Below are 20,833 nucleotides of genomic sequence, written 5' to 3'. Positions count from 1 at the left end.
GGCTATCTTTCTCTCAGGACACGCGACAGAGGAGAGGCCCGCCATGGATTTCGTCAGGTACGAGACGTACACCCCCGTCGAGCGACCCACCTACCAGCAGGAGCTGGACGAGGTCGTCAGCAACGTCGCCCGGCGCACCCGGAAGTCCGTCGAGCGGCAGGGCGTGGGCCGCGCGGTCAGGACGGCGCACGGCAAGACGTACGGACTGGTGAAAGCCACCGTCACGGTGGGTGAGCTGCCGGGGCCGTACGCCCAGGGGATCTTCGCCGAGCCCGGTACGTACGACGCCGTCGTCCGCTACTCCAACGGGCTCGGGCATCTGCGGGCCGACTCGCTGCTCGGTGCGGCCTGCGGCATGGGAATCAAGATGTTCGGGGTGCCCGGCGACTCGCTGCTCACCGATGAGGCCGAGGCGACGACCTTCGACCTCAACCTGATCAACAACCGGGTCTTCTTCGCCAATACGGCGTACGACTACATGGTCATCGAGGAGCTGTTCGGCGAGCTGCCGGACGCGCTGGTGAACCCGGCTCGGCGGAAGTCATGGATGGGCGAATTCCTCACCAGGCGGGGGACCTTGGAGACCTCGGACGAGTGGCTGTGGGACGAGCTGTTCGCGATGTTGTCCTTCACACAGGTCCCGCGGCAGAACCTCCTCTCGTACACGTACAACAGCATGGGAGCCTTCCGGTACGGCGACCACATCGCGAAGGTGCGGACCGTCCCCGTCTCGCCCGTCACGCATCTCACGGTCGATGTGCGGGCGGACGGCGAGGCGTTCCGCAACACGCTGGTGGCGGAGGCCGGTGAGCGCGACCACGAGTTCGAGCTGCAGGTTCAGCTCAACACCGATCTGACGCGGATGCCGGTGGACAACACCTCGGTGGAGTGGCCCGAGCAGCTCTCGCCGTGGGTGACCGTCGCCCGGATCGCGATTCCGCGGCAGGACATCGGCGGCGAGGAGAATCTGACCGCCGCGGACGGTACGTCGATCACGCCCTGGCGCACACGCGAGGACCACCGGCCGATCGGTGAGATCCAGCGGGTGCGCGAGGAGGTCTACCGCCGCTCCTCGATCGAGCGGCACCGCATCAACGGGCAGCCCCGCGTGGAGCCGGCGAGCAGCGCGGAGCTTCTGGACCGGGACAACTGAACCCGGGCAACTGGACCGGGGCAACGGAACCGGGACCAACTGAACGGGACCAACCGAACGGGACCAACTGAACCCGGGCAACCGAGGCGCAGGGCGGTGCGGAGGGCCCCAACTCCCGCACGCAGAAGGGGTGTACGCCGCTTCCTCACTCTGATAGGAAAGCTTCCTAACAGAACACCGGAACGACGAACTCCCTATGGAGGCAAGGTGCCCACCCCCCACGTACGCGCCCCACGTCCGCTCAGGTTCCTCCCCCGCATCGCGCTCGGCGTGGCGCTCCTCGCCGTGCCGGCCACCGCCGTCGCGGCCACCTCCGACGAGCCCGCCGAGCATGTCGGCGCCACCGCGGCCCCCGCCGCCATCGGGCTCGACGACCCGGCGAAGAAGGAGATCGCCATGCAGATCGTGTCCAGCGCGGAGAACTCCTCGCTGGACTGGAAGGCCCAGTACAAGTACATCGAGGACATCGGCGACGGCCGCGGTTACACCGCCGGCATCATCGGCTTCTGTTCCGGCACCGGCGACATGCTGGATCTGGTCGAGCTCTACACCGACCGCAAGCCCGGGAACGTCCTGGCCAAGTACCTGCCCGCGCTGAGCCAGGTCGATGGCAGCGACTCACACGCCGGTCTCGACCCGAACTTCACCAAGGACTGGAAGAAGGCGGCGCAGGACTCGGAGTTCAAGAAGGCACAGAACGACGAGCGCGACCGGGTCTACTTCAACCCCTCGGTCGACCGCGGCAAGCAGGACGGTATCGGCGTCCTCGGCCAGTTCATCTACTACGACGCGATCGTGATGCACGGCGACGGTGGCGACAGCACCAGCTTCAGCAACATCCGCAAGAAGGCTCTCGCCAAGGCCAAGCCGCCGGCGCAGGGCGGCGACGAGAAGACCTATCTGAACGCCTTCCTCGACGCCCGGGTCTGGGCGATGAAGCAGGAGGAGGCGCACGAGGACACCAGCCGGGTCGACACGGCCCAGCGGGTCTTCGTCAGGAAGAACAACTTCAATCTCAACACGCCGCTGGACTGGAAGGTCTACGGCGAGAGCTTCCACATCGACTGAGCGCCAAGCGAAGGGCCGGGGCCCGAACGGCGAACGGGACCCGGCCCTTTCGGCCTTCGGGGATCCGGGCGGCACCGCCGGCGCCACTCAGGAGATCACCGTCAGGCGTGGCCGACCGCCTGGTCAGCAGATGGATCAGTGGACCGCGACGGGCTCCGAGCCAGTCGTGGTGGACTCCGGCTCCTGCGAACTCGTCTTCCTTCCCAGGTGGTTGAAGGCCAGGTTGAGGACGATCGCCACGATGCATCCGGTGGAGATGCCCGAGTCGAGAACGACGAGCGCGTCCTTCGGGAAGGCGTGGTAGAAGTCCGGCGCGGCGATCGGGATCAGGCCGATACCGACGGAGGCCGCGACGATCAGGGCGTTCTCGCCCTTCTCCAGAGCGGCCGAGGCCAGCGTCTGGATACCGCTGGCGGCGACCGAGCCGAAGAGCACGATGCCCGCGCCGCCGAGGACGGGCAGCGGAACGAGCGCGATCACGGAGGCGGCGACCGGGCAGAGGCCCAGCAGGATCAGGATGCCGCCGCCCGCGGCGACGACGAACCGGCTGCGCACCTTCGTCATCGCGACCAGGCCGATGTTCTGGGCGAAGGCGCTGCACATGAAGCCGTTGAAGAGCGGGCTGATGGCGCTGCCGAGGGTGTCGGCGCGCAGCCCGCCCTCGATGATCCGCTCGTCCGCAGGCCGGTCGACGATCTTGCCGAGTGCGAGCATGTCGGCGGTGGATTCGGTCATACAGACCAGCATCACGATGCACATCGAGACGATCGCGGCGATCTCGAACTGCGGTGCGCCGAAGTGGAACGGCGTCGGGAAGCCGACCGGATCGGCGTTCTTGATGGCGTCGAAGCTGGTCATCCCCATCGGAATGGCGATGAGTGTGCCGGCGGCGAGTCCGAGCAGGATGGCGATCTGCTGCAGGAAGCCGCGCAGCAGTTTGCGCAGCGCGAGCACGATCACGAGGGTGAGGGCCGCCATGCCGATGTTCTTCATCGAGCCATAGCCGTCGGCGGTGGGGTTGCCGCCCTGCGACCAGTTGAAGGCGACGGGGAGCAGCGAGACACCGATCAGGGTGATGACGGTGCCGGTGACGACAGGCGGGAAGAAGCGGACCAGTTTCGAGAAGTACGGAGTGAGGACGAAGCCCAGCACGCTGGCGACGATGATCGCGCCGAAGATGACGGCGATGCCGTCGGCTCCGCGGTCCTTTCCGATGGCGATCATCGGGGTCACACCGGCGAACGAGACTCCGTTGACGAACGGGAGCCGCGCTCCGACCTTCCAGAAGCCGAGCGTCTGCAGAAGGGTGGCTATGCCTGCGGTGAAGAGGCTCGCCCCCATCAGGAAGGCGGTCTCCTTGGCGCTGAGGCCCACGGCGGGCCCCACGATCATGGGCGGGGCCACCACGCCCGCGTACATCGCGGCCACATGCTGCAGCCCGCTGGTGAACATTTTCAGAGGAGGCAGCGTCTCATCGACCGGATGCTTCTGCTCCGGTGCCGCGACTGCATCTTCTGCGACTGCATCTTTCGGAAACCTGGGCTGTGCGACCACGGGTGGTTCCTCCGGTCGGGTACACGTCGGCGGTGACGCGGGTGTCAGGGAGGTGGTGCGAATGGTGCAGCGGTGAGCGCGGGCTTCTGGGGTGTGAAGACACGAGTCACCGTCCCGGGAGGTGCGGCACCGATGGGCGGTGCCGCACCTCCCGGTCACGGCTGCCATGGACCCCGCTCGGGTCCACGGCCGCCGGTCGAGGGCCGTCCCCCTCGACCGGACTTCCTTCGGGTCAGTCCTGCGCGGCGATCCGCGCCAGGCGCTGTGCCTCGTCCCGCGCGGAGCGGGCGATGGCGTTCTCGTCCACCGTGGTCAGGTGGTTGTCCTCGACGACGGTCTTGCCGTTGACGAGGGAGAGCGAGACGGGGGCGGCCGCGCCGAAGACGAGAGCGATCACCGGGTCGGCGATGGAGGAGTGGGCGAGTGTGTCCAGCTTCCACAGCACCAGGTCGGCGAGCTTGCCGGCCTCGATGGAGCCGATCTGGTCGGCGCGGCCGAGGACCTGGGCGCCGCCGTACGTACCGAGGCGCAGCGCCTGCCGCGCGTTCAGAGCGGCTTCGCGGTGGGCTCCGAGGCGGTTGATGAGGAGCGCGTTGCGCAGCTCGGTGTGCAGCTCACCCGACTCGTTGGAGGCGGTGCCGTCGACGCCGAGGCCGACCGGGACGCCGGCCTTCAGCATGTCGGGGACCCGGGCGATACCGGCGGCGAGCCGGGCGTTGGACGACGGGCAGTGCGCGACGCCGGTGCCCGTACGGGCGAAGGCGGCGATGTCCGAGTCGTTCATGTGGACGCAGTGCGCCATCCACACGTCCGGGCCGAGCCAGCCGGTCGACTCGAAGTAGTCGGTCGGGCCCATCCCGAAGAGCTCCTTGCAGAACTCCTCCTCCTCGATGGTCTCCGAGCCGTGGGTGTGCAGCCGAACGCCCTTGCGGCGGGCCAGCTCGGCGCCCTGCCTGAGCAGTTCGGTGGAGACGGAGAAGGGGGAGCACGGCGCGACGGCGATCTGCGTCATCGCGTCGAAGGAGGCGTCGTGGTGCTTGTCGATGGTGGCCTCGGTGGCGGCCAGCGCGCCCTCGAGGGACTCGACGGCGAAGTCCGGCGGCAGGCCGCCGTCCGACTTGCCGCGGTCCATGGAGCCACGGGCGAGGGTGAACCGCACACCCATGTCCGAAGCGGCGCCGATGATCGCGCCGGACAGGTCGCCGGAGCCCTGCGGGTAGACGTAGTGGTGGTCCATCGCGGTGGTGACACCGCCGCGGGCCATCATCGCGAGGGAGCCCTGCGCGGCGGCGCGGACCATCGGCTCGTCGATCCGCGCCCACGTCGGGTAGAGCGCGACCAGCCAGTTGAAGAGGTTGTGGTCGGTGGCCAGACCGCGGGTGATCCACTGGTAGAAGTGGTGGTGCGTGTTGATCAGGCCGGGGGTGGCGAGATGGCCGGTGCCGTCGATACGGCGGACCACGTTCTCCAGGTCGGCGGGGGCCTTGCCCGCTCCGACCGACTCGATCCGGTTGTCCGCGACGACGATGTAGCCGGAGGCGTACTCGGTGTCGTTCGCGTCCACGGTCGCGACGGAACAGTTCTCGATGACGATGCGCGAAGCCGCCATGGCGGGTCCTCGTTCTTCCCAGTTGATTGAACGGACCCGGGGGGCGAGCGGGGTGACGACCGGGTCCGGGGTTCTGTTGTTGCGCAGATGCCCCCGCTCTCCCCCTGGGACTGACGCCGGCGCAAACGTCGGGGGTACAGCAGAACAACTACAGGTTGGTCATGTCCACCGGGATCCGCGGCTCGATGCCGTCCCGCAGGATGGTGGCCTCGATCAGGCCGTACGGGCGGTCGGCCGCGAAGTACACCTCATTGTCGTTCTTGAGCCCGAAGGGCTCGAGGTCGACCAGGAAGTTGTGGTTGTTCGGCAGCGAGAAGCGGATCTCGTCGATCTCACTGCGGCTGTTGATGACTCGCGAACCCATTTGGTACAGGGTCTGCTGCAGCGAGAGGGAGTACGTCTCGGCGAAGGCCTGCAGGATGTGCTTCTTGGCCTGCTCGTACGACTTCTCCCAGTTGGGCATCCGGTCTTCGTCGCTGGTCCAGTTGTAGCGCCAGGCGGCGGAGACATCGGTGCACAGGATGCGGTCGTACGCCTCCTTGAGCGTCGTGTACTTGTCCTTGGCATAGCCCCAGAACTCCGAACCGGTGGAGTTCATGACCGTGAGGTCCTTGAGACCGGAGATGATCTCCCAGTTCTCACCGTCGAAGGTGATCTGGCTGGTGCGCAGCTCCTGGCCCTTGCGGACGAAGGAGTGCCGGACCTCGTCCGAGCCGATGAACTTGGAGTTGGCGTCGGAGGTGGCGATCCGCTCCCAGGAGTACTCCTCGATGCGGATGCGCGCCCGGTGGATCGGCTCCTGGCTGGTCACGAAGTGACGGGCGAGGTGGATGCCGAACTGCTCGGCCGACTCGATGCCGTGCTCCTTGGCGAACGCGTACACCGTGTTCTTGGTGGTGTCGGTCGGCAGGACGTTGGCGTTGGAGCCGGAGTAGTGGACGTCGTCCATGTCGCCGGAGAGGGCGACGGAGACGTTCAGGTCCTTGATGTGGTGGGTGTCGCCGTCCCGCGTGATCTTGACGACGCGGTTCTCTGCTTTGCCGTACTGGTTCTGGCCGAGAATCGTGGGCATGTCTGCTAGCTCCCTCGGTAAACGGAGTAGCCGAACGGGTTGAGCAGCAGCGGTACGTGGTAGTGCTCGCCCGGCTCGACGGCGAAAGTGATCGCCACCTCCGGGAAGAACGCACCGCTGTCCCTTACGCGGGGGGCGTCCTGCTGCGCCTCGGCTTGCTGGTTGGCACTGTGCTTGTCTGAGAAGTACGCCTCGGTCTCGAAGTCGAGACGTACATGGGTCGTCCCTTCCGGCAGCGCCGGCAGGTCCTTGCAGCGCCCGTCCGCGTCGGTCTTCGAGCCGCCGAGCGCGACCCACTCCGCGTCGAAGCCGCTGCGGGCCGCGAGCGAGATGGCGACACCCTCGGCGGGGCGTCCGATGCTGGTGTCCAGGATGTGCGTGGACACCGACGCGGTGGTCTCGGTGCTCAAGACGTCATTCTCCTTCTTCTGCGAGGCGGGCCAGCCGGATACGGTTGATCTTGCCCAGCTCGGTGCGGACAATTTCCCGCTCCTGCTCGGGCGAGTTGCCGATCCGGGTCCTGAGCGCCTCGAGCATCTGCTCACCGGTCGCGCCGGTGGCGCAGATCAGAAAGACATGGCCGAACCTGTCCTGGTAGGCCAGGTTCCGCTCGAGCATTTCGGCCTTGAGCTCCTCGGAGGCGCCGGCCATCCCACGCTGCTCGCGGGATGAAGTCGGGTCCCCGGGCTTCGGCCGGCCGATCGGCGGGTGCCCCGCCATCGCCTCGGCCAGATCACCGGCGCTCAGCTCGGCCATGGCGGCGTCGCCGGCGTCGAAGAGGGCTTCCACGGTGGCGTACGGGCGCTGGGCGAGCAGCTTGCTCCCCCACGCCGAACTGGCGCACACCTCGTGCAGTGCGGCCAGGGCCGTGCTGTCCTGTGAGGTGTTGAACCGGGTGAGTCCCGCCGGGGGATCGGGGGCCTCCCCCGGCAAGCGCTGTGGACTCGAAGTCACGCGAGCCTCCGTGGCTGTTTTCCGCTGTGCGTTGGACGGGCTGCGGACAGCTAACGCCCTCCGGCAACACAACGTCAACACTTTGTTGAAAACTCGGCAACGCAAAGGCCGCCGCCCGGACATCCGAACGGCGGCTCGCGACGGTGGGTTCTCAGCCGTTCTTCGCGGCGTTTTCCCTGTTCAGGTAGTTGTATACGGTGAAGCGGCTGACCCCGAGGGCCCCGGCCACCGTCTCCACACCGTGTCGTACGGAGAACGCGCCGCGCGCCTCCAGGGTCCGTACGACCAGCTGTTTGGTCTTGCGATCCAGCTCGGACAGGGGCATGCCGTGCCTGCGCTCCATCGCCGCCAGGATGTGGTCGAGGGAGTCCGCGAGCTGCGGGAGGCGTACGGCGAGGACCTCCTCGCCCTCCCAGCTGAGTATGACGTCGTCCTCGCGGGCTTCAGCGGGTGCGAGCAGCTCTCCGCCCATGGCGTCCACGAGCGGCTTGACCGCCTGCGCGAGTGCGTGGTCGGCGGGCCCGGTCATTCCTCGCCCTCCACCACATTGACCTGCAGCGAGACCCGGGTGGCCCCGGCGTCCAGGGCCCTGCGCAGCAGCGCGTCGACCGCGCTCAGCACCTCATCGGCGCCACCCTCGGCCGTATTGCCGAACGGGCCGACGTCCACCTTGTCCAGATCCGCGCCCTGGACGACCTCGCGGACGGCCAAGGCGTGCGCCGGCGGCTCGTCCAGGTCGAACGGCTCGGTCGTGAACTCCACTCTCAGTCGCACCATGCCCCCACGTTAGCCGCGCGCTTCCGCGCCGTCGTCGGCCCTCCCGGCACGGAAAAGTACGACTCCGTGCGACGGACCTGCGCCGGTGCCGCGTAGAGCAGGTGAAGAAACGCCGCGCGACAGCGGCACTGGGAGGGGGCTGCATCATGACAGGGCGCAAGCGCAAAGGTGTCAAGGCGACAGCGGTCGTTACGGCGGCCATGGCGGCACTGACCGCCTCGCAGGCCCCGGGACCGGCGGCACACGCCGCGGCCCCGGCGACGACTCACCCGGCCTCGCCGGGACCGAGCGTCTCCGGCGACACCCCGTACCGCACCGAGTTTCCGCCGCTGAGGGCGCGCGGAGCGGCAGGCGGCGCCGACGCCACGGAGGCCGCGGAGGGCTCCGGAGCAGCGGTCGGCGGCGTGCTGCCGGCCACTGTGCTGGCCGCGTACCGACAGGCCGAGAAGGAGCTCGCGGACAGCAGGCCGGGCTGCCGGCTGCGCTGGCAGCTGCTTGCCGCGATCGGCCAGGTCGAGTCCGGGCAGGCGCGCGGCGGCCGGGTGACCGCGGACGGCACGACGCGCACACCCATCCTCGGCCCGCGGCTGGACGGCAACGGGTTCGCCGCCATCGGGGACACCGACGGCGGGGTGTACGACGGGGACGCCGTGTACGACCGTGCTGTCGGCCCGATGCAGTTCATTCCGTCGACCTGGGCCGTCTGGGGCTCCGACGGCAACGGCGACGGACGCCGCGATCCGGGCAATGTCTACGACGCGGCGCTCGCTGCGGGGCGCTATCTCTGCGCCGGCGGGCGGGACCTCTCCGAGGCGGCGGACCTGGACCGCGCGATCCTGGGCTACAACCACTCCACTGCGTATCTGCGTACGGTCAGGGCTTGGTTCGCGTACTACCTCGAGGGTCACCGGGTCGTGCCGGACCACGGCTCCGGACCGGCCGTTCACCCCGAGCCGAAGCCGTCGGACTCGCCTCGGCCGCGGGTGTCCTCCGCGGCTCCCGCCCGCCCGGCAGACCATGACGGCGAGCCCAAGTCCTCCCCCACGCCCGCCCCTTCGCCCTCGCCCTCCAAGAGTGCGGGCGGCGGCGCGGAGCCTGCAGCGCCGCTCCTTCCGGTCCCGAGCTCCGTCGCCGGGCTGCCCGGCGTCGGTGCGTTGACCAGCAACGGAAAGGACTCGATGCGCGCCTCCCCCTCCACAAGCCCGGATACCGGGCGGTAATCTCCCCCGCGCCGGGCCTGCGCCTGCCCGGCCGGGGTGAGCGCGAAGGGGCCCTCATGACGATGGATACGAACGCGGCCCACAACCGGTGGCAGCGCGCGTGGAGCCACCGTGAGCAGCTGCTCAAGGTGGCGCGCCGCAGATCCATGAGTCAGGAGGACGCCGAGGACGCCGTGCACGAGGCGATGCTGCGCGCCGCGGAGCACCCGGATCTGGACGACGAACGGCTGGGCGCGTGGCTCACGACAGTGACGATGCGGCTGTGCGTGGACCGGTACCGGCAGGTCAACCGCGAGAGCGAGGTGCGCAGCAGCCCCACGCTGGTCACCCCGGTCCCGGTGCCGGTCGAGGAGGCGGTCTGCGACCGGGCCGAGGCAAGGTGGCTGGCGCGCCGGAGCGGTGAGCTGCCCGCCCGCCAGGCCGAGGCCCTGTGGCTGAAGTCGGAGGATCTGGACGTCGGCCAGGTCGCCGTGAAGATGGGGCTGAGCTACCGGACCGTCGAGTCGCTGCTGGCACGGGCACGCCGGACGCTGCGCAATTCGCTGGCCGCCACGCTGGGTCTTGCGCTGTGGCTGATCGGCCGTGGCCGCCCACGGGGCGGGAACGCGCAGGCGGTGGCGGTGGCTTCGACCGCGGCGACGCTGGCGGTCGCGGGCCTGATCCTGCCGTACGCCCACGACGGGGACGGGCCGCACCGATCGCGCCCGGCGATCCCCGCCGTCTCGGAGTCCGCGGATGTGCGGTCGCCGGCGGCGGGTGGCGTGACGCCGGCCCCCGGCAGCCGCACGGACGCGGGCCAGGGTGCCGGGCCGGCCGGGACGCAGCGGTACGGCGGCCCGGGGCTCACCGTGCCCGCGCTGCCCGCGCTGCCGGAACTGCCGCTGCCCACGCCCGACATTCCGGATGTGTCGACCCTGCCGAAGGTCCCCGTCCCGGACCTCACGGGAGTGCCCGACGTCGCGTCCGCGCCGGACCTTCCCGCCGTACCGGATCTGCCGGCCGTGCCCGACCTGCCCGCGGCGTCGGGCGAGCCGTCCGCGCCCCTGCCGAAGCAACCGGTCCCCACGGATGTGCCGGAGGCGAAAACGTCGGTGCCGCAGGTGCTCCCGAAGCCCTAGCACACCAGCGTGCATCTCCTGTTCCACCGTGATTCCGCCCTGATTCCAGGCCCGTAAAAAAATCTTCGCCTCGTCGCGACGGACGGGCCCGCCCTCCCCGTAGAGCAGATGTCGGACCGCTCCACGGCTGAAGGGTGAACCGGATGGGTGTCGAGATCTGTGTGGAAGGGCTGACCAAGTCCTTCGGCCACCAGGTCATCTGGCAGGACGTTTCACTGACGCTGCCCGCCGGGGAAATCTCGGTGATGCTCGGCCCTTCGGGCACGGGCAAATCGGTGTTCCTGAAGACGCTCGTCGGGCTGCTGCGGCCCGAACGCGGGTCGATCCGGATCGCAGGCACGGACATCACCGCCCTGCGCGAGCACGACCTGTACGAGGTGCGGAAACTGTTCGGCGTGCTGTTCCAGGACGGTGCGCTGTTCGGCTCGATGAACCTGTACGACAACATCGCGTTCCCGCTGCGAGAGCACACCCGCAAGCCGGAGAGCGAGATCAGACGGATCGTGCTCGAGAAGATGGACATGGTCGGACTGATCGGCGCCGAGGAGAAGCTGCCCGGCGAGATATCCGGCGGTATGCGCAAGCGAGCCGGTCTCGCGCGCGCCCTGGTACTCGATCCGGAGATCATCCTTTTCGACGAGCCGGACTCGGGGCTCGACCCGGTGCGGGTGGCCTATCTCAACCAGCTGATCGTCGACCTCAACGCACAGATCGACGCGACCTTTCTGATCGTCACCCACGACATCGCGTCGGCGCGGCAGGTGCCGGACAACATCGGGCTCCTCTTCCGGCGTGAGCTGGTGATGTTCGGCCCCCGGGAGAAACTGCTGACCAGTGAGGAACCGGTCGTACGGCAGTTCCTCAACGGCCGGATGCAGGGTCCGATCGGGATGGCCGAGGAGAAGGACGCGGCCCAGGTCGAGCAGGAGCTGGCGCAGCTCGGCGCGGGCGCGGATCCCACTCCGCCGGGCATACCGGACCTGACGCCGCGTCTTCTGCCCACTGCGGGGATCACCCGGCCGCCTCGCTGGGAGGCGATCGCCGAACGGGAGTCGCTGCGGCAGGTGCGGGCCACGGTGCGCGGGAAGGCGGCCGGCGCATGAGCCTGTCCCCCACCGGAGCCCTCAGGCATACGGGCAGCCTGTTCGCGATGGGCCTGGATGTCGTACGGACCCTGCCCAGGCGCCCGTTCCAGATACGCGAGTTCATCCAGCAGGCCTGGTTCATCGCGAGCGTCACGATCCTGCCCACCGCGCTGGTCTCCATCCCCTTCGGGGCGGTCATCGCCCTGCAGATCGGCAGCCTGACCCGGCAGCTCGGCGCCCAGTCGTTCTCGGGCGCGGCTTCGGTGCTCGCAGTACTGCGGGAGGCCTCACCGATCGTCACCGCACTGCTGATCGCGGGGGCAGGGGGCACGGCGATCTGCGCGGACCTCGGGGCGCGCAAGATCCGCGAGGAGATCGACGCGATGCAGGTGCTGGGCATCGACCCGATCCACCGACTGGTCGTGCCGAGGGTGCTGGCCTCGATGGTGGTGGCGGTGCTGCTCAACGGACTGGTGTCGGTTGTCGGTGTGGCAGGCGGCTACTTCTTCAACGTCATCCTGCAGAACGGCACGCCGGGTGCGTATCTCGCCTCCTTCACCACCCTCGCCCAGCTGTCGGATCTGTGGGCGGCCGAGCTGAAGGCCCTGGTGTTCGGCGCCATCGCCGCCATCGTCGCCTCGTACAAGGGCCTGACCGCCAAGGGCGGCCCGAAGGGCGTCGGCGATGCGGTGAACCAGTCGGTGGTGATCACCTTCATGTTGCTCTTCGTGACGAACTTCGTGATGACCGCGGTGTACTTCCAAATCGTTCCGCAGAGGGGCTGACCGTGGCGCTCATCAGTCGATTCGTGGGGCTTCCGCTCCGCTCCCTGGAGGAGCTCGGCACCCAACTGTCCTTCTACGGGCGCTCGCTGGCCTGGACCGGCCGCACCCTGCGCCGCTACAAGAAGGAGATCCTGCGGCTGCTGGCCGAAGTGAGCTTCGGCCGCGGCGCGCTGGCCGTGGTCGGCGGCACCGTCGGCGTCATCGCCTTCCTGTCCTTCTTCACCGGCACCGAGGTCGGCCTGCAGGGGTACGCGGCGCTCAACCAGCTGGGCACCTCCAACTTCGTGGCGTTCCTGTCGGCGTACTTCAACACCCGTGAGATCGCCCCGCTGGTGGCCGGCCTCGCCCTGTCCGCGACGGTCGGGGCCGGCTTCACCGCGCAGCTCGGCGCGATGCGGATCAGCGAGGAGACCGATGCCCTCGAAGTGATGGGCGTTCCCTCGCTGCCGTTCCTGGTGACCACCCGGATGATCGCCGGTTTCGTCGCCGTCATCCCGCTGTACGTGATCGGGCTGCTGTCCTCGTACTTCGCCGCACGCACCATCACCACCGGCTACTACGGCCAGTCCGCGGGCACGTACGACCACTACTTCCAGCAGTATCTGCCGCCGGTCGACGTGCTGTGGTCCTTCGGCAAGGTGATCGTCTTCGCCGTCGTGATCATCCTGGTGCACTGCTACTACGGCTACTACGCGAGCGGCGGCCCGGCAGGCGTCGGGGTCGCGGTCGGCCGTGCCGTGCGGACGTCCATCGTCGCCATCAACCTTCTGGACTTCTTCCTCAGTCTGGCGATCTGGGGCGCCAACACGACCGTACGGATTGCGGGGTAGTGCCGATGCGCATTCCAGGACTCGTCCCGACGCGCGGCGCGCGACTGCGGCTGTACGGCATCGTCTTCATCGCCGTCATCGCGCTCCTGCTGTCGCTGTCCGTCGCCGTCTATCAGCAGGCGTTCACCTCCGTCGTACGGATCACTCTGGAGGCCGACACCCTGGGCAACCAGCTGGATCCACGGGCCGACGTCAAACTGCGCGGGCTGCTGGTCGGCGAGGTGCGAGAGGTGCGGGCCGACGGTGAGAAGGCGACGCTCGACATCGCGCTCAAGCCGGAGCACGTCTCCCGTATCCCGGCCGATGTGCAGGCCCGGCTGCTGCCCAAGACGCTGTTCGGCGAGAAGTTCGTCGATCTGATGCCGCCCCAGGGGTCGTCGGCCCGGCACATCCGCGCCGGGGACGTCATCACGCAGGACCGCACCAAGGCCGGTATCGAGGTGCAGCAGCTGCTGAACGATCTGCTGCCGCTGCTGCGGAGCGTGCGGCCGGCGGATCTCAACGCCACGCTCTCCGCGTTCTCCACCGCTCTCGAAGGGCGGGGTGACCGGATCGGCGCCAACCTCACCCGTCTGGAGGGCTATCTGAGCAAGCTCAATCCGCATATGCCGTCCCTCAAGGAAGACATTTCACGGTTCGCCGATGTGGCCGAGGTGTACGGCGACGCGGCGCCCGACCTGATGCGCGTCCTGCGGAACTCCGTCACCACGAGCCGCACCCTCGTCGAGAAGCAGGACCAACTGGCCTCGGCGCTCACGGCGACCGCCACCACCGCCGGTACCGCCGACGCGTTCCTCGACGAGAACGGCAACCGGCTGATCACTCTCGGCCGCGTATCCCGCCCCACGCTGGCGCTGTTCGCCCGCTACGCGCCGGAGTACCCCTGTCTCCTCGACGGCCTGGTGCGGCAGGAGGCCGCATCGGAGAAGGCCTTCAGAGGCGGGGAGATGCGCATCACGCTCGAATTCGTCCGCCCACGATCCGCGTACCGACCCGGCGAGGAACCGCGCTATGCAGAGCGCTCAGGACCCGATTGCAGAGGTCTGCCCCACCCCCAAGTGCCCGCACCGGACGTCAAGCTCAATGACGGTACGTCGGGGTCGCACTCGGGCGGTGCACTGCCCGGCGGGGCCAATGTGTCCGCCACGGAGGCCGAGCAGCGGGCCATCGGCTCGCTGGTGGCCCCGGTCATGGGAGTTCCCGCCGACCGGGTTCCGGCGGTCGCCACGCTGCTGTTCGGCCCGATGGCACGCGGAACGGCGGTGAGTGTCGCATGAAGGTGAGCCGAGCCACAGACACCGCTGCACCGCTCGTCAAGTTCATTCTCTTCGCTGTGGTGACCGTGCTGGCGACAACGCTGCTCGCGGCGACGATCGTCAATATCTCCTTCGCCCCCGAGCACACGTACCGCGCGGTCTTCAGCGATGTCACCAGCCTGGAGGAGGGCGACGACATCAGGGTGGCCGGAGTGCGGGTCGGTGAGGTCCAGGAGGTGAAGATCAAGGACCGGACGCTGGCCGAGGTGACCTTCAGCGTCACCGACGACCGCCCGCTGCTCACCACCACGGGCGCCGTCATCCGCTACCGGAGCCTGGTGGGGCAGCGGTACATCGCGCTGACGGAAGGTGCCGGCAGCGGTACGCGGCTGAAGCCCGGCGGCCGGATCCCGCTGTCCAGGACCCAGCCCGCACTCGATCTCAATGCGCTGCTCGGCGGTTTCAAGCCGCTGTTCGCGGCACTGAGCCCGAAGGACGTCAACCAGCTCGCCACCGAGATCATCAAGACCCTGCAGGGCGAGGGCGGGACGGTCAACAGCCTGCTCGCCCACACGGCGTCGCTGACCACCACACTCGCCGGCCGCGACAAGCTGATCGGGTCCGTGATCGACAACCTCAACGAGGTGCTGAAGACCGTGGACAAGCGCGGCGCCCGCTTCTCCGCCCTGCTCAAGCAGTTGCAGCGGGTGATATCCGGGCTGTCCGCCGACCGCAAGCCCATCGGCGAATCGCTGGTGAACATCGGTGCCCTGACCGACGCCACCTCGGGGCTGCTCGAGGACGCCCGTCCGCCGTTGCGGGACGACATCGCCGGGCTGACCGACCTCACCGGAACGCTGAACGACAACGAGAAGACCGTGGAGGGCGTGCTGAAGCGGCTGCCGAGCAAGCTCAACAAGCTGACAGGGACGGCCTCGTACGGCTCCTGGTTCAACTTCTACCTCTGTGACTTCGACGGCCGGATCGTGCTGCCGAAGACCAGGCAGGTCATCACTCCAGAGCTTCACGTCGCCCGGGCGAGGTGCTCATGATTCCCTTCCGTGAGCGCAATCCCGTGGTGATCGGGGCCGTCGGCGTCGCCACGCTCGCGCTGTTGGCCGCGACCGCGTTCAATGCCGACAGCCTCCCGGTGATCGGCAACGGTGACACGTACACCGCGGCCTTCTCCGAAGCGGGCGGGCTCAAGCCCGGCGACGAGGTGAGGATCGCCGGGGTCAAGGTCGGCAAGATCGACGAGGTCGATCTGGACGGCGACCATGTGAAGGTGACCTTCCGGGTCAAGGGCGACCCGGAATTCGGCACCAGGACCGGAGCGGCCATCCGGATCAAGACGATCCTGGGCGCGAAGTACCTCGCACTGCAGCCGAAGGGGACGGGCCAACTGCGGCCGGGCAGCGAGATCCCGCTGAACCGGACGGTACCGGCGTACGACGTCGTGGCGGCATTCAGCGATCTGACGACGACCACGGAGAAGGTCGACACGGCCCGGCTGGCGACCGCCCTGGACACCATCTCCACCACCTTCGAGGACTCGCCCTCCGAGGTCCGGGCCTCCGTCAAAGGTCTCTCGAAGATCTCCCGGACGGTGGCCTCGCGCGACCAGGCCCTGCGTGAACTCCTCGACCACGCCAACGGAGTCACCGGAGTGCTCTCCGACCGCTCCGGCGACCTCGGCGTTCTGATCAAGGACGGCGACAAGCTGTTCAAGGAGATCTCCAGGCGGCGGGCGGCGATCCACTCGCTGCTCAAGAGCTCCGCCGCGCTCGGCATCCAGCTCTCCGGCCTGGTCGCGGACAACCGCAAGGAGATCGGCCCGGCGCTCAAGGGCCTGAACTCGGTGGTCACCATGCTCGAACGCAATCAGGCGAGCCTCGACCGGAGCGTCAAGCTGCTCGCACCCTATGTGCGCGTCTTCACGAACACCCTCGGCAACGGCCGTTGGTTCGACAGCTACATCCAGAACCTGGTCGCACCCACTCCGGTGGCTCCGCGGACTGGAGGCTCACGATGAACGGCCGCTACCTGCCGAAGGGGCGCTACCTGCCGAAGAGGCTCGTGCCGAAGGGGCGTCTCGCGCGCTGCGTGGCGCTCGGCGTCGCGCTGGCACTCGTCGCCGGCACGGCGGTCGTGCTCTGGCCACGATCGTCGCCGGTCCGCGTCACGGCGTACTTCCCGCGCACCGTCGGCATCTATCCCGGCTCGGACGTACGGGTGCTCGGTGTCCGAATCGGCGAGGTCAAAAAGATCACGCCGGAGGGGAAGCGGGTGCGGGTGGAGCTCGAGTACGAGTCCGGGCGCAGGATCCCGGCGGATGCCCAGGCGGCCATCATCAACTCCTCGGTCGTCAGCGACCGTTACGTCCAGCTGCTCCCGGTGTACCGGAAGGGGCCGGCCATGCGCGACGGGGCTGTCATCCCCGAGAGCCGCACGGCCGTGCCGGTCGAACTGGACCGCATCTTCGACAGCCTGCATACGACTGCCGAGGCATTCGGCCCGCGCGGCGCGAACGCGGACGGTTCACTGGCCCGGCTGCTCGGCGTGAGCGCGGACAACCTCCAGGGCCAGGGTCAGCAGCTGAACCAGACGGTCGAGGACCTGTCGCTGGCGGTCACCACACTGTCCGACGGCCGGAAGGACCTGTTCGGCACCATCCGGAATCTGCAGGTGTTCACCGCCGCGCTGGCGTCCGACGACACCAATGTCCGGTCGTTCAACGACAGCCTCGCCAAGGTGGCCGACCAGCTCTCCGGGGAACGCAAGGACCTCGCGGCGGCGCTGCGGAATCTGGGGCCGGCGCTCGCGGACGTGGCCGACTTCGTGAAGAAGAACAAGAAGGCGCTGACAGCGGATGTGAAGGGCCTCAGCAAGGTCACCAAGGTGCTGGTCACCCAGCGCGCCGCGCTCGCGGAGCTGATGGAGGTCGCACCCACCGGCATTTCGAATCTGCAGAACGCCTACAACCCGTCCTCCGGCACCCTGGACACCCGCAACAATCCGGACACCCCGCAGGACCCGGCCGCGCTGCTGTGCTCCCTGCTCAGGACGACCGGAGACGCCGGAGGGAAGAACCCCGACTGCGGAGAACTGACGAAGCTGTTCGACTCCCTGCCGGAACTGCCGTCGGCCAAGCCGGTGTCGGGCACGGGTTCGGTCGACAGGACGCTCGGCGGAATCCTGGAGGCCCGAGCATGAGCGTACGGCGCAAGACCGTGGTGGCCGCGTGGGCGGCTGTCGGTTCGGTGCTGCTCACCGGCTGCGAGTTCAACGGCCTGTACGACGTCCAACTGCCTGGGGGCGCAGCCGCCGACGGCAACGCCTACCGGGTCACGGTCGAGTTCAGGGACGTCCTCGATCTGGTGCCGCAGTCGGCCGTGAAGGTCAACAACGTCACGGTGGGCAGCGTCGAGAAGGTGGAGCTGGTCGGCTGGCACGCCCGGGTCCGGCTGCGGGTCGCCGACTCGGTGAAGCTGCCCGGGAACGCGATCGCCGAACTGCGGCAGACAAGCATGCTGGGCGAGAAGTACGTGGCGCTGTCCGCCCCGACCGGCACCTCGCCGGCCGGCAGGCTCGCCGACGGCGACCGGATCCCGCTGTCCCGCAGCGGCCGCAACCCGGAGATCGAAGAGGTGCTGTCGGCGCTGTCGGCGCTGCTCAACGGCGGCGGGGTGGCCCAGCTCAAGACCATCACCACGGAATTGAACAAGGCCCTCGAGGGCCGGGAGAACCGGGTCAAGTCCCTGCTCACCGAGCTGGACACCTTCCTCGCCGGCCTGGACAGCCAACGCGCGGAGATCATCCGCGCGCTCAAGGGCATCGACCGGCTGGCCGCCCGACTCGGCGGTGAGAAGAAGACGATCGCCCTGGCCGTCGACACCCTGCCGCCGGCCCTGAAAGTGCTGGACGGCCAGCGCCGCAATCTGACCCGGATGCTCACCTCGTTGTCGAAACTCGGAGTGACGGGCACCAAGGTGGTCAATGCCTCGCGGGACGACGTGGTCGCCAACCTGCGGAGTCTGCGGCCGATTCTGGAGCAGCTGAACAAGGCGGGCAGCGATCTGCCCAACTCCCTGGAACTGCTGACGACGTATCCGTTCCCGCGCAATGTCTCGGACGCCATCAAGGGCGACTACGTCAATCTCAAGATCACCGCCGATCTCGATCTGGCCAGTATCTACGGGAATCTCGCCGACAAGCCCAAGAAGCCGGGCGCCCCGGCGAAGCCCGAACTCCCGAAGGTCCCGGAGATCCCCGGTCTCCCCCTGCCCACCTCGCTGCCGGACGCGCCTGGGCTGCCCAGGACGCCCCGCGCCCCCTCGGCGCCCTCGGGCCCCTCGGGCGGCGGCGACCCGCTGTGCCCGCCGGTGTGCACCAGCAGCTATGCCGCGTACGGAGACGGGGACGGCAACCGCTACCCGGCCGGGGTCGATCTCGCCCTCGCCGAGCTCATGCTGAAGGGGATGCAACTGTGATCACACCTACGGTCAAGGCCCAGTTGCTCGCCTTCGCCACCATCACTGCCGTCGGCGTCTCGTATGTCGGCGCCCAGTACACAGGGCTGGGCGACAGCCTTCTCGACCGTGCCTACACCGTGCGTGCCGACTTCGTCGATTCCGGGGGCGTCTTCCCGGGCGCCGAAGTCACCTATCGCGGGGTGCCGGTGGGCCGCGTCGGCGAACTTCGGCTGACCGGCTCCGGCGGAGTGTCCGTGGCACTGGACATCGAGGACGCATCGCGGATCCCGGCGGACAGCCTGGCCGTCGTGGCGAACCGTTCGGCAGTCGGCGAGCAGTACGTGGATCTGCAGCCGCGCGCCTCGGGCGGCCCCTATCTGCGGGACGGCAGCACCATCGCCCGCCGCGATACGCGGGTACCCCTGCCCACATCGGATCTGGTCCTCAGCCTGGACCGACTGGTCAACTCGGTGGGCAGGAAGGATCTGCAGATCACCATCGACGAGCTGGGCAAGGCGTTCGCCGGGACGGGCCCGCATCTGAGCCGGCTCGTGGACTCGGGCAACGACCTCGTCGAGTCGGCGTCCGGCTCGCTGCCGCAGACGATCGCGCTGATCGAGGACTCGCGGAAAGTCCTCAAGACACAGGCCGATCAAGGCTCGGCCATCAAGTCGTTCTCACGCGACCTGGCCGATCTCACGGGCCAAATGAAGGCGAGTGACGGTGACCTCCGCAGAGTCATCGGCTCCGGCGCCCCCGCCGCGCAGGAGGTGAACTCGCTGCTCCAGAGCAACCGGACCCATCTGCCGGTCCTGCTGGGCAATCTGATCAGCGGCGGCCAGATCACGGTGGCCCGGCTGCCCGGCGTCGAACAGGCCCTGGTCACCTTCCCGCTGGTGGTCGCCGGCAGCTACACCGTGATCCCCGGCGACGGCACCACCCACTTCGGCATGGTCGCGGGCGCCGACGATCCACCGCCGTGCCGCCAGGGTTACGGCACACAGCGGCGCGACCCCTCGGACACCGGCGAGCGGCCCGCGAACACCGGCGCGCGCTGCACCGCTCGCGGCGGCGGCACATCGGTCCGCGGCGCCCAGAACGCCCCCGGCGCCTCGGGACACGGCAGCACCGGCGGAGCGGACCCTGCCGCGTACATCACCCCGTACGACCCGGAGACCGGCACCGCCACCGGCCCGGACGGAACGCCTGTCGAGATCGGCTCGACGGGCGGCGAACAGAACGTGTTCGGAAAGGACTCGTGGCAATGGCTGCTCGTCGGACCGATGGCATGAGCAAGGGCTTCGTCGCGTACGCGATCCGGCCGATCCGCCGCCTGGGTGCCAGGCTGATGGGCGCCGCGCGCCGCGGGAGGGCGCTGCCCGCGGCTCTCGCCGTGGCGACGGCCGTGACAACGGCCCTGAGCGGCTGGCTGTGCGTCCAGGTGTACGAGCAGCGGGCGCAGGAGCATCGGAACCAGGACATTCTGGCCGCGGCCCGTCAGTCGGCGCTGAACTTCACCTCGCTCGACTACCGGCACTACACGCGGGACAGCACCAACGTACTGAAGGGTGCCACCGGCGACTTCAAGGAGCAGTTCGCGGCGCAGACCGCGGAGCTGACGAAGCTGGTCGCCGCGAACAAGTCGGTCTCCGAGGGGCAGGTGCTCGAAGCGGGCATCACCCGGGCCGACGAACGCAAGGCCCGCGTCCTGGTGGTGGCCGACAGCAAGGTGACCAACACCGCCGCTCCCCAGGGACAGGCCCGCACCTACCGGCTTCAGCTCGATCTCGTCCACGAGGGCGGTCGCTGGCTGACGTCCTCGGTCGAGTTCGTCGGCTGACCGCGCGCCCGAGCACACACCCGTAACACCAGCAGTGAGG

At 68.7% G+C, this 20,833-nt stretch carries 21 protein-coding genes; 14 read left to right on the top strand and 7 right to left on the bottom strand.

Translation table 11 applies throughout. The features are described 5' to 3' along the window. Positions 1-43 precede the first annotated feature (43 nt). Together ACFWDI_RS05910 and ACFWDI_RS05905 are read left to right on the top strand one after the other, a co-directional pair. The gene (locus ACFWDI_RS05910) at positions 44-1,153 is read left to right on the top strand and encodes a catalase family protein (RefSeq protein WP_385301548.1); all 1,110 of its coding nucleotides are present in this window, start codon (positions 44-46) and stop codon (positions 1,151-1,153) included. A 207-nt stretch (positions 1,154-1,360) separates the two neighbouring features. After that, a complete protein-coding gene (locus ACFWDI_RS05905; RefSeq protein ID WP_385301547.1) occupies positions 1,361-2,221 on the top strand; it encodes a chitosanase in 861 nt (286 codons plus the stop codon). A gap of 135 nt (positions 2,222-2,356) precedes the next feature. On the opposite strand, the gene ACFWDI_RS05900 is transcribed toward ACFWDI_RS05905, so the two are convergent. The 7 genes from ACFWDI_RS05900 to ACFWDI_RS05870 all read right to left on the bottom strand — a co-directional run bounded on the left by ACFWDI_RS05900 (position 2,357) and on the right by ACFWDI_RS05870 (position 8,184). Beyond that, positions 2,357-3,775, bottom strand: coding sequence for a nucleobase:cation symporter-2 family protein (locus tag ACFWDI_RS05900; protein ID WP_385301545.1), 1,419 nt, complete (start codon positions 3,773-3,775; stop codon positions 2,357-2,359). A gap of 232 nt (positions 3,776-4,007) precedes the next feature. Next, on the bottom strand, positions 4,008-5,384 hold the full coding sequence (locus tag ACFWDI_RS05895; protein WP_385301544.1) for an 8-oxoguanine deaminase: 1,377 nt from the start codon (positions 5,382-5,384) through the stop codon (positions 4,008-4,010). Between the two features lie 148 nt (positions 5,385-5,532). Continuing rightward, on the bottom strand, positions 5,533-6,456 hold the full coding sequence (gene pucL, locus ACFWDI_RS05890; protein WP_385301543.1) for a factor-independent urate hydroxylase: 924 nt from the start codon (positions 6,454-6,456) through the stop codon (positions 5,533-5,535). 5 nt (positions 6,457-6,461) lie between these two features. Continuing rightward, positions 6,462-6,866, bottom strand: coding sequence for a hydroxyisourate hydrolase (gene uraH / locus ACFWDI_RS05885; protein ID WP_327326844.1), 405 nt, complete (start codon positions 6,864-6,866; stop codon positions 6,462-6,464). 4 nt (positions 6,867-6,870) lie between these two features. After that, positions 6,871-7,410 (bottom strand): 2-oxo-4-hydroxy-4-carboxy-5-ureidoimidazoline decarboxylase, encoded by a 540-nt coding sequence (gene uraD, locus ACFWDI_RS05880; RefSeq protein WP_385301542.1) that lies wholly within the window; start codon positions 7,408-7,410, stop codon positions 6,871-6,873. 151 nt (positions 7,411-7,561) lie between these two features. Then, positions 7,562-7,939, bottom strand: a complete 378-nt coding sequence (locus tag ACFWDI_RS05875) for a helix-turn-helix domain-containing protein (protein ID WP_327326842.1) — start codon at positions 7,937-7,939, stop codon at positions 7,562-7,564. Next, positions 7,936-8,184: a hypothetical protein gene (locus tag ACFWDI_RS05870; RefSeq protein ID WP_327328539.1), complete on the bottom strand. Its 249-nt coding sequence runs from the start codon at positions 8,182-8,184 to the stop codon at positions 7,936-7,938. Before ACFWDI_RS05870 ends, ACFWDI_RS05875 begins: the two co-directional genes overlap by 4 nt. A 149-nt stretch (positions 8,185-8,333) precedes the next feature. Here ACFWDI_RS05870 and ACFWDI_RS05865 point away from each other — a divergent pair, with 149 nt between their 5' ends. The 12 genes from ACFWDI_RS05865 (at position 8,334) to ACFWDI_RS05810 (ending at position 20,793) form a co-directional block, all read left to right on the top strand. Next, a complete protein-coding gene (locus ACFWDI_RS05865) occupies positions 8,334-9,407 on the top strand; it encodes a lytic transglycosylase domain-containing protein (RefSeq protein ID WP_385301541.1) in 1,074 nt (357 codons plus the stop codon). 56 nt (positions 9,408-9,463) lie between these two features. Continuing rightward, positions 9,464-10,525 carry a sigma-70 family RNA polymerase sigma factor gene (locus tag ACFWDI_RS05860; protein WP_385301540.1) on the top strand — a complete coding sequence of 354 codons (1,062 nt, stop codon included), beginning with the start codon at positions 9,464-9,466 and terminating at the stop codon, positions 10,523-10,525. 143 nt (positions 10,526-10,668) lie between these two features. Further along, positions 10,669-11,628: an ABC transporter ATP-binding protein gene (locus ACFWDI_RS05855; RefSeq protein ID WP_362677041.1), complete on the top strand. Its 960-nt coding sequence runs from the start codon at positions 10,669-10,671 to the stop codon at positions 11,626-11,628. Next, the gene (locus tag ACFWDI_RS05850; RefSeq protein WP_362677043.1) at positions 11,625-12,395 is read left to right on the top strand and encodes an ABC transporter permease; all 771 of its coding nucleotides are present in this window, start codon (positions 11,625-11,627) and stop codon (positions 12,393-12,395) included. Before ACFWDI_RS05855 ends, ACFWDI_RS05850 begins: the two co-directional genes overlap by 4 nt. A 2-nt stretch (positions 12,396-12,397) precedes the next feature. After that, on the top strand, positions 12,398-13,225 hold the full coding sequence (locus tag ACFWDI_RS05845) for an ABC transporter permease (RefSeq protein ID WP_326653530.1): 828 nt from the start codon (positions 12,398-12,400) through the stop codon (positions 13,223-13,225). 5 nt (positions 13,226-13,230) lie between these two features. Further along, complete coding sequence (locus ACFWDI_RS05840) at positions 13,231-14,502, top strand: MCE family protein (protein ID WP_385301539.1); 1,272 nt, start codon at positions 13,231-13,233, stop codon at positions 14,500-14,502. Further along, entirely contained in the window at positions 14,499-15,533 is a 1,035-nt protein-coding gene (locus ACFWDI_RS05835) for an MCE family protein (protein ID WP_385301538.1), read from the top strand. Before ACFWDI_RS05840 ends, ACFWDI_RS05835 begins: the two co-directional genes overlap by 4 nt. Next, positions 15,530-16,513: an MCE family protein gene (locus ACFWDI_RS05830; RefSeq protein ID WP_385301537.1), complete on the top strand. Its 984-nt coding sequence runs from the start codon at positions 15,530-15,532 to the stop codon at positions 16,511-16,513. Before ACFWDI_RS05835 ends, ACFWDI_RS05830 begins: the two co-directional genes overlap by 4 nt. Before the next feature lie 71 nt (positions 16,514-16,584). After that, complete coding sequence (locus tag ACFWDI_RS05825; protein WP_385301643.1) at positions 16,585-17,694, top strand: MCE family protein; 1,110 nt, start codon at positions 16,585-16,587, stop codon at positions 17,692-17,694. Continuing rightward, positions 17,691-18,971 carry an MCE family protein gene (locus ACFWDI_RS05820; RefSeq protein ID WP_385301536.1) on the top strand — a complete coding sequence of 427 codons (1,281 nt, stop codon included), beginning with the start codon at positions 17,691-17,693 and terminating at the stop codon, positions 18,969-18,971. The genes ACFWDI_RS05825 and ACFWDI_RS05820 overlap by 4 nt, the downstream gene beginning before the upstream one ends. After that, the gene (locus ACFWDI_RS05815; protein ID WP_385301535.1) at positions 18,968-20,245 is read left to right on the top strand and encodes an MCE family protein; all 1,278 of its coding nucleotides are present in this window, start codon (positions 18,968-18,970) and stop codon (positions 20,243-20,245) included. The genes ACFWDI_RS05820 and ACFWDI_RS05815 overlap by 4 nt, the downstream gene beginning before the upstream one ends. Next, positions 20,218-20,793 carry a hypothetical protein gene (locus tag ACFWDI_RS05810; RefSeq protein ID WP_385301534.1) on the top strand — a complete coding sequence of 192 codons (576 nt, stop codon included), beginning with the start codon at positions 20,218-20,220 and terminating at the stop codon, positions 20,791-20,793. The genes ACFWDI_RS05815 and ACFWDI_RS05810 overlap by 28 nt, the downstream gene beginning before the upstream one ends. Positions 20,794-20,833 lie beyond the last annotated feature (40 nt).

The sequence above is a fragment of the Streptomyces sp. NPDC060064 genome (assembly GCF_042736455.1).
Lineage (GTDB): Bacteria > Actinomycetota > Actinomycetes > Streptomycetales > Streptomycetaceae > Streptomyces.
Note: the sequence above shows the minus strand (reverse complement) of the source record. Positions and strands in the feature narration are given on the sequence as shown.

Coding starts and splice junctions, on each gene's coding strand:
- ACFWDI_RS05910 (WP_385301548.1), top strand. CDS start 44: ATGGATTTCGTCAGGTACGAGACGTACACCCCCGTCGAGCGACCCACC.
- ACFWDI_RS05895 (WP_385301544.1), bottom strand. CDS start 5,384: ATGGCGGCTTCGCGCATCGTCATCGAGAACTGTTCCGTCGCGACCGTG.
- pucL (WP_385301543.1), bottom strand. CDS start 6,456: ATGCCCACGATTCTCGGCCAGAACCAGTACGGCAAAGCAGAGAACCGC.
- ACFWDI_RS05875 (WP_327326842.1), bottom strand. CDS start 7,939: ATGACCGGGCCCGCCGACCACGCACTCGCGCAGGCGGTCAAGCCGCTC.
- ACFWDI_RS05865 (WP_385301541.1), top strand. CDS start 8,334: ATGACAGGGCGCAAGCGCAAAGGTGTCAAGGCGACAGCGGTCGTTACG.
- ACFWDI_RS05860 (WP_385301540.1), top strand. CDS start 9,464: ATGACGATGGATACGAACGCGGCCCACAACCGGTGGCAGCGCGCGTGG.
- ACFWDI_RS05855 (WP_362677041.1), top strand. CDS start 10,669: ATGGGTGTCGAGATCTGTGTGGAAGGGCTGACCAAGTCCTTCGGCCAC.
- ACFWDI_RS05850 (WP_362677043.1), top strand. CDS start 11,625: ATGAGCCTGTCCCCCACCGGAGCCCTCAGGCATACGGGCAGCCTGTTC.
- ACFWDI_RS05840 (WP_385301539.1), top strand. CDS start 13,231: ATGCGCATTCCAGGACTCGTCCCGACGCGCGGCGCGCGACTGCGGCTG.
- ACFWDI_RS05835 (WP_385301538.1), top strand. CDS start 14,499: ATGAAGGTGAGCCGAGCCACAGACACCGCTGCACCGCTCGTCAAGTTC.
- ACFWDI_RS05830 (WP_385301537.1), top strand. CDS start 15,530: ATGATTCCCTTCCGTGAGCGCAATCCCGTGGTGATCGGGGCCGTCGGC.
- ACFWDI_RS05820 (WP_385301536.1), top strand. CDS start 17,691: ATGAGCGTACGGCGCAAGACCGTGGTGGCCGCGTGGGCGGCTGTCGGT.
- ACFWDI_RS05810 (WP_385301534.1), top strand. CDS start 20,218: ATGGCTGCTCGTCGGACCGATGGCATGAGCAAGGGCTTCGTCGCGTAC.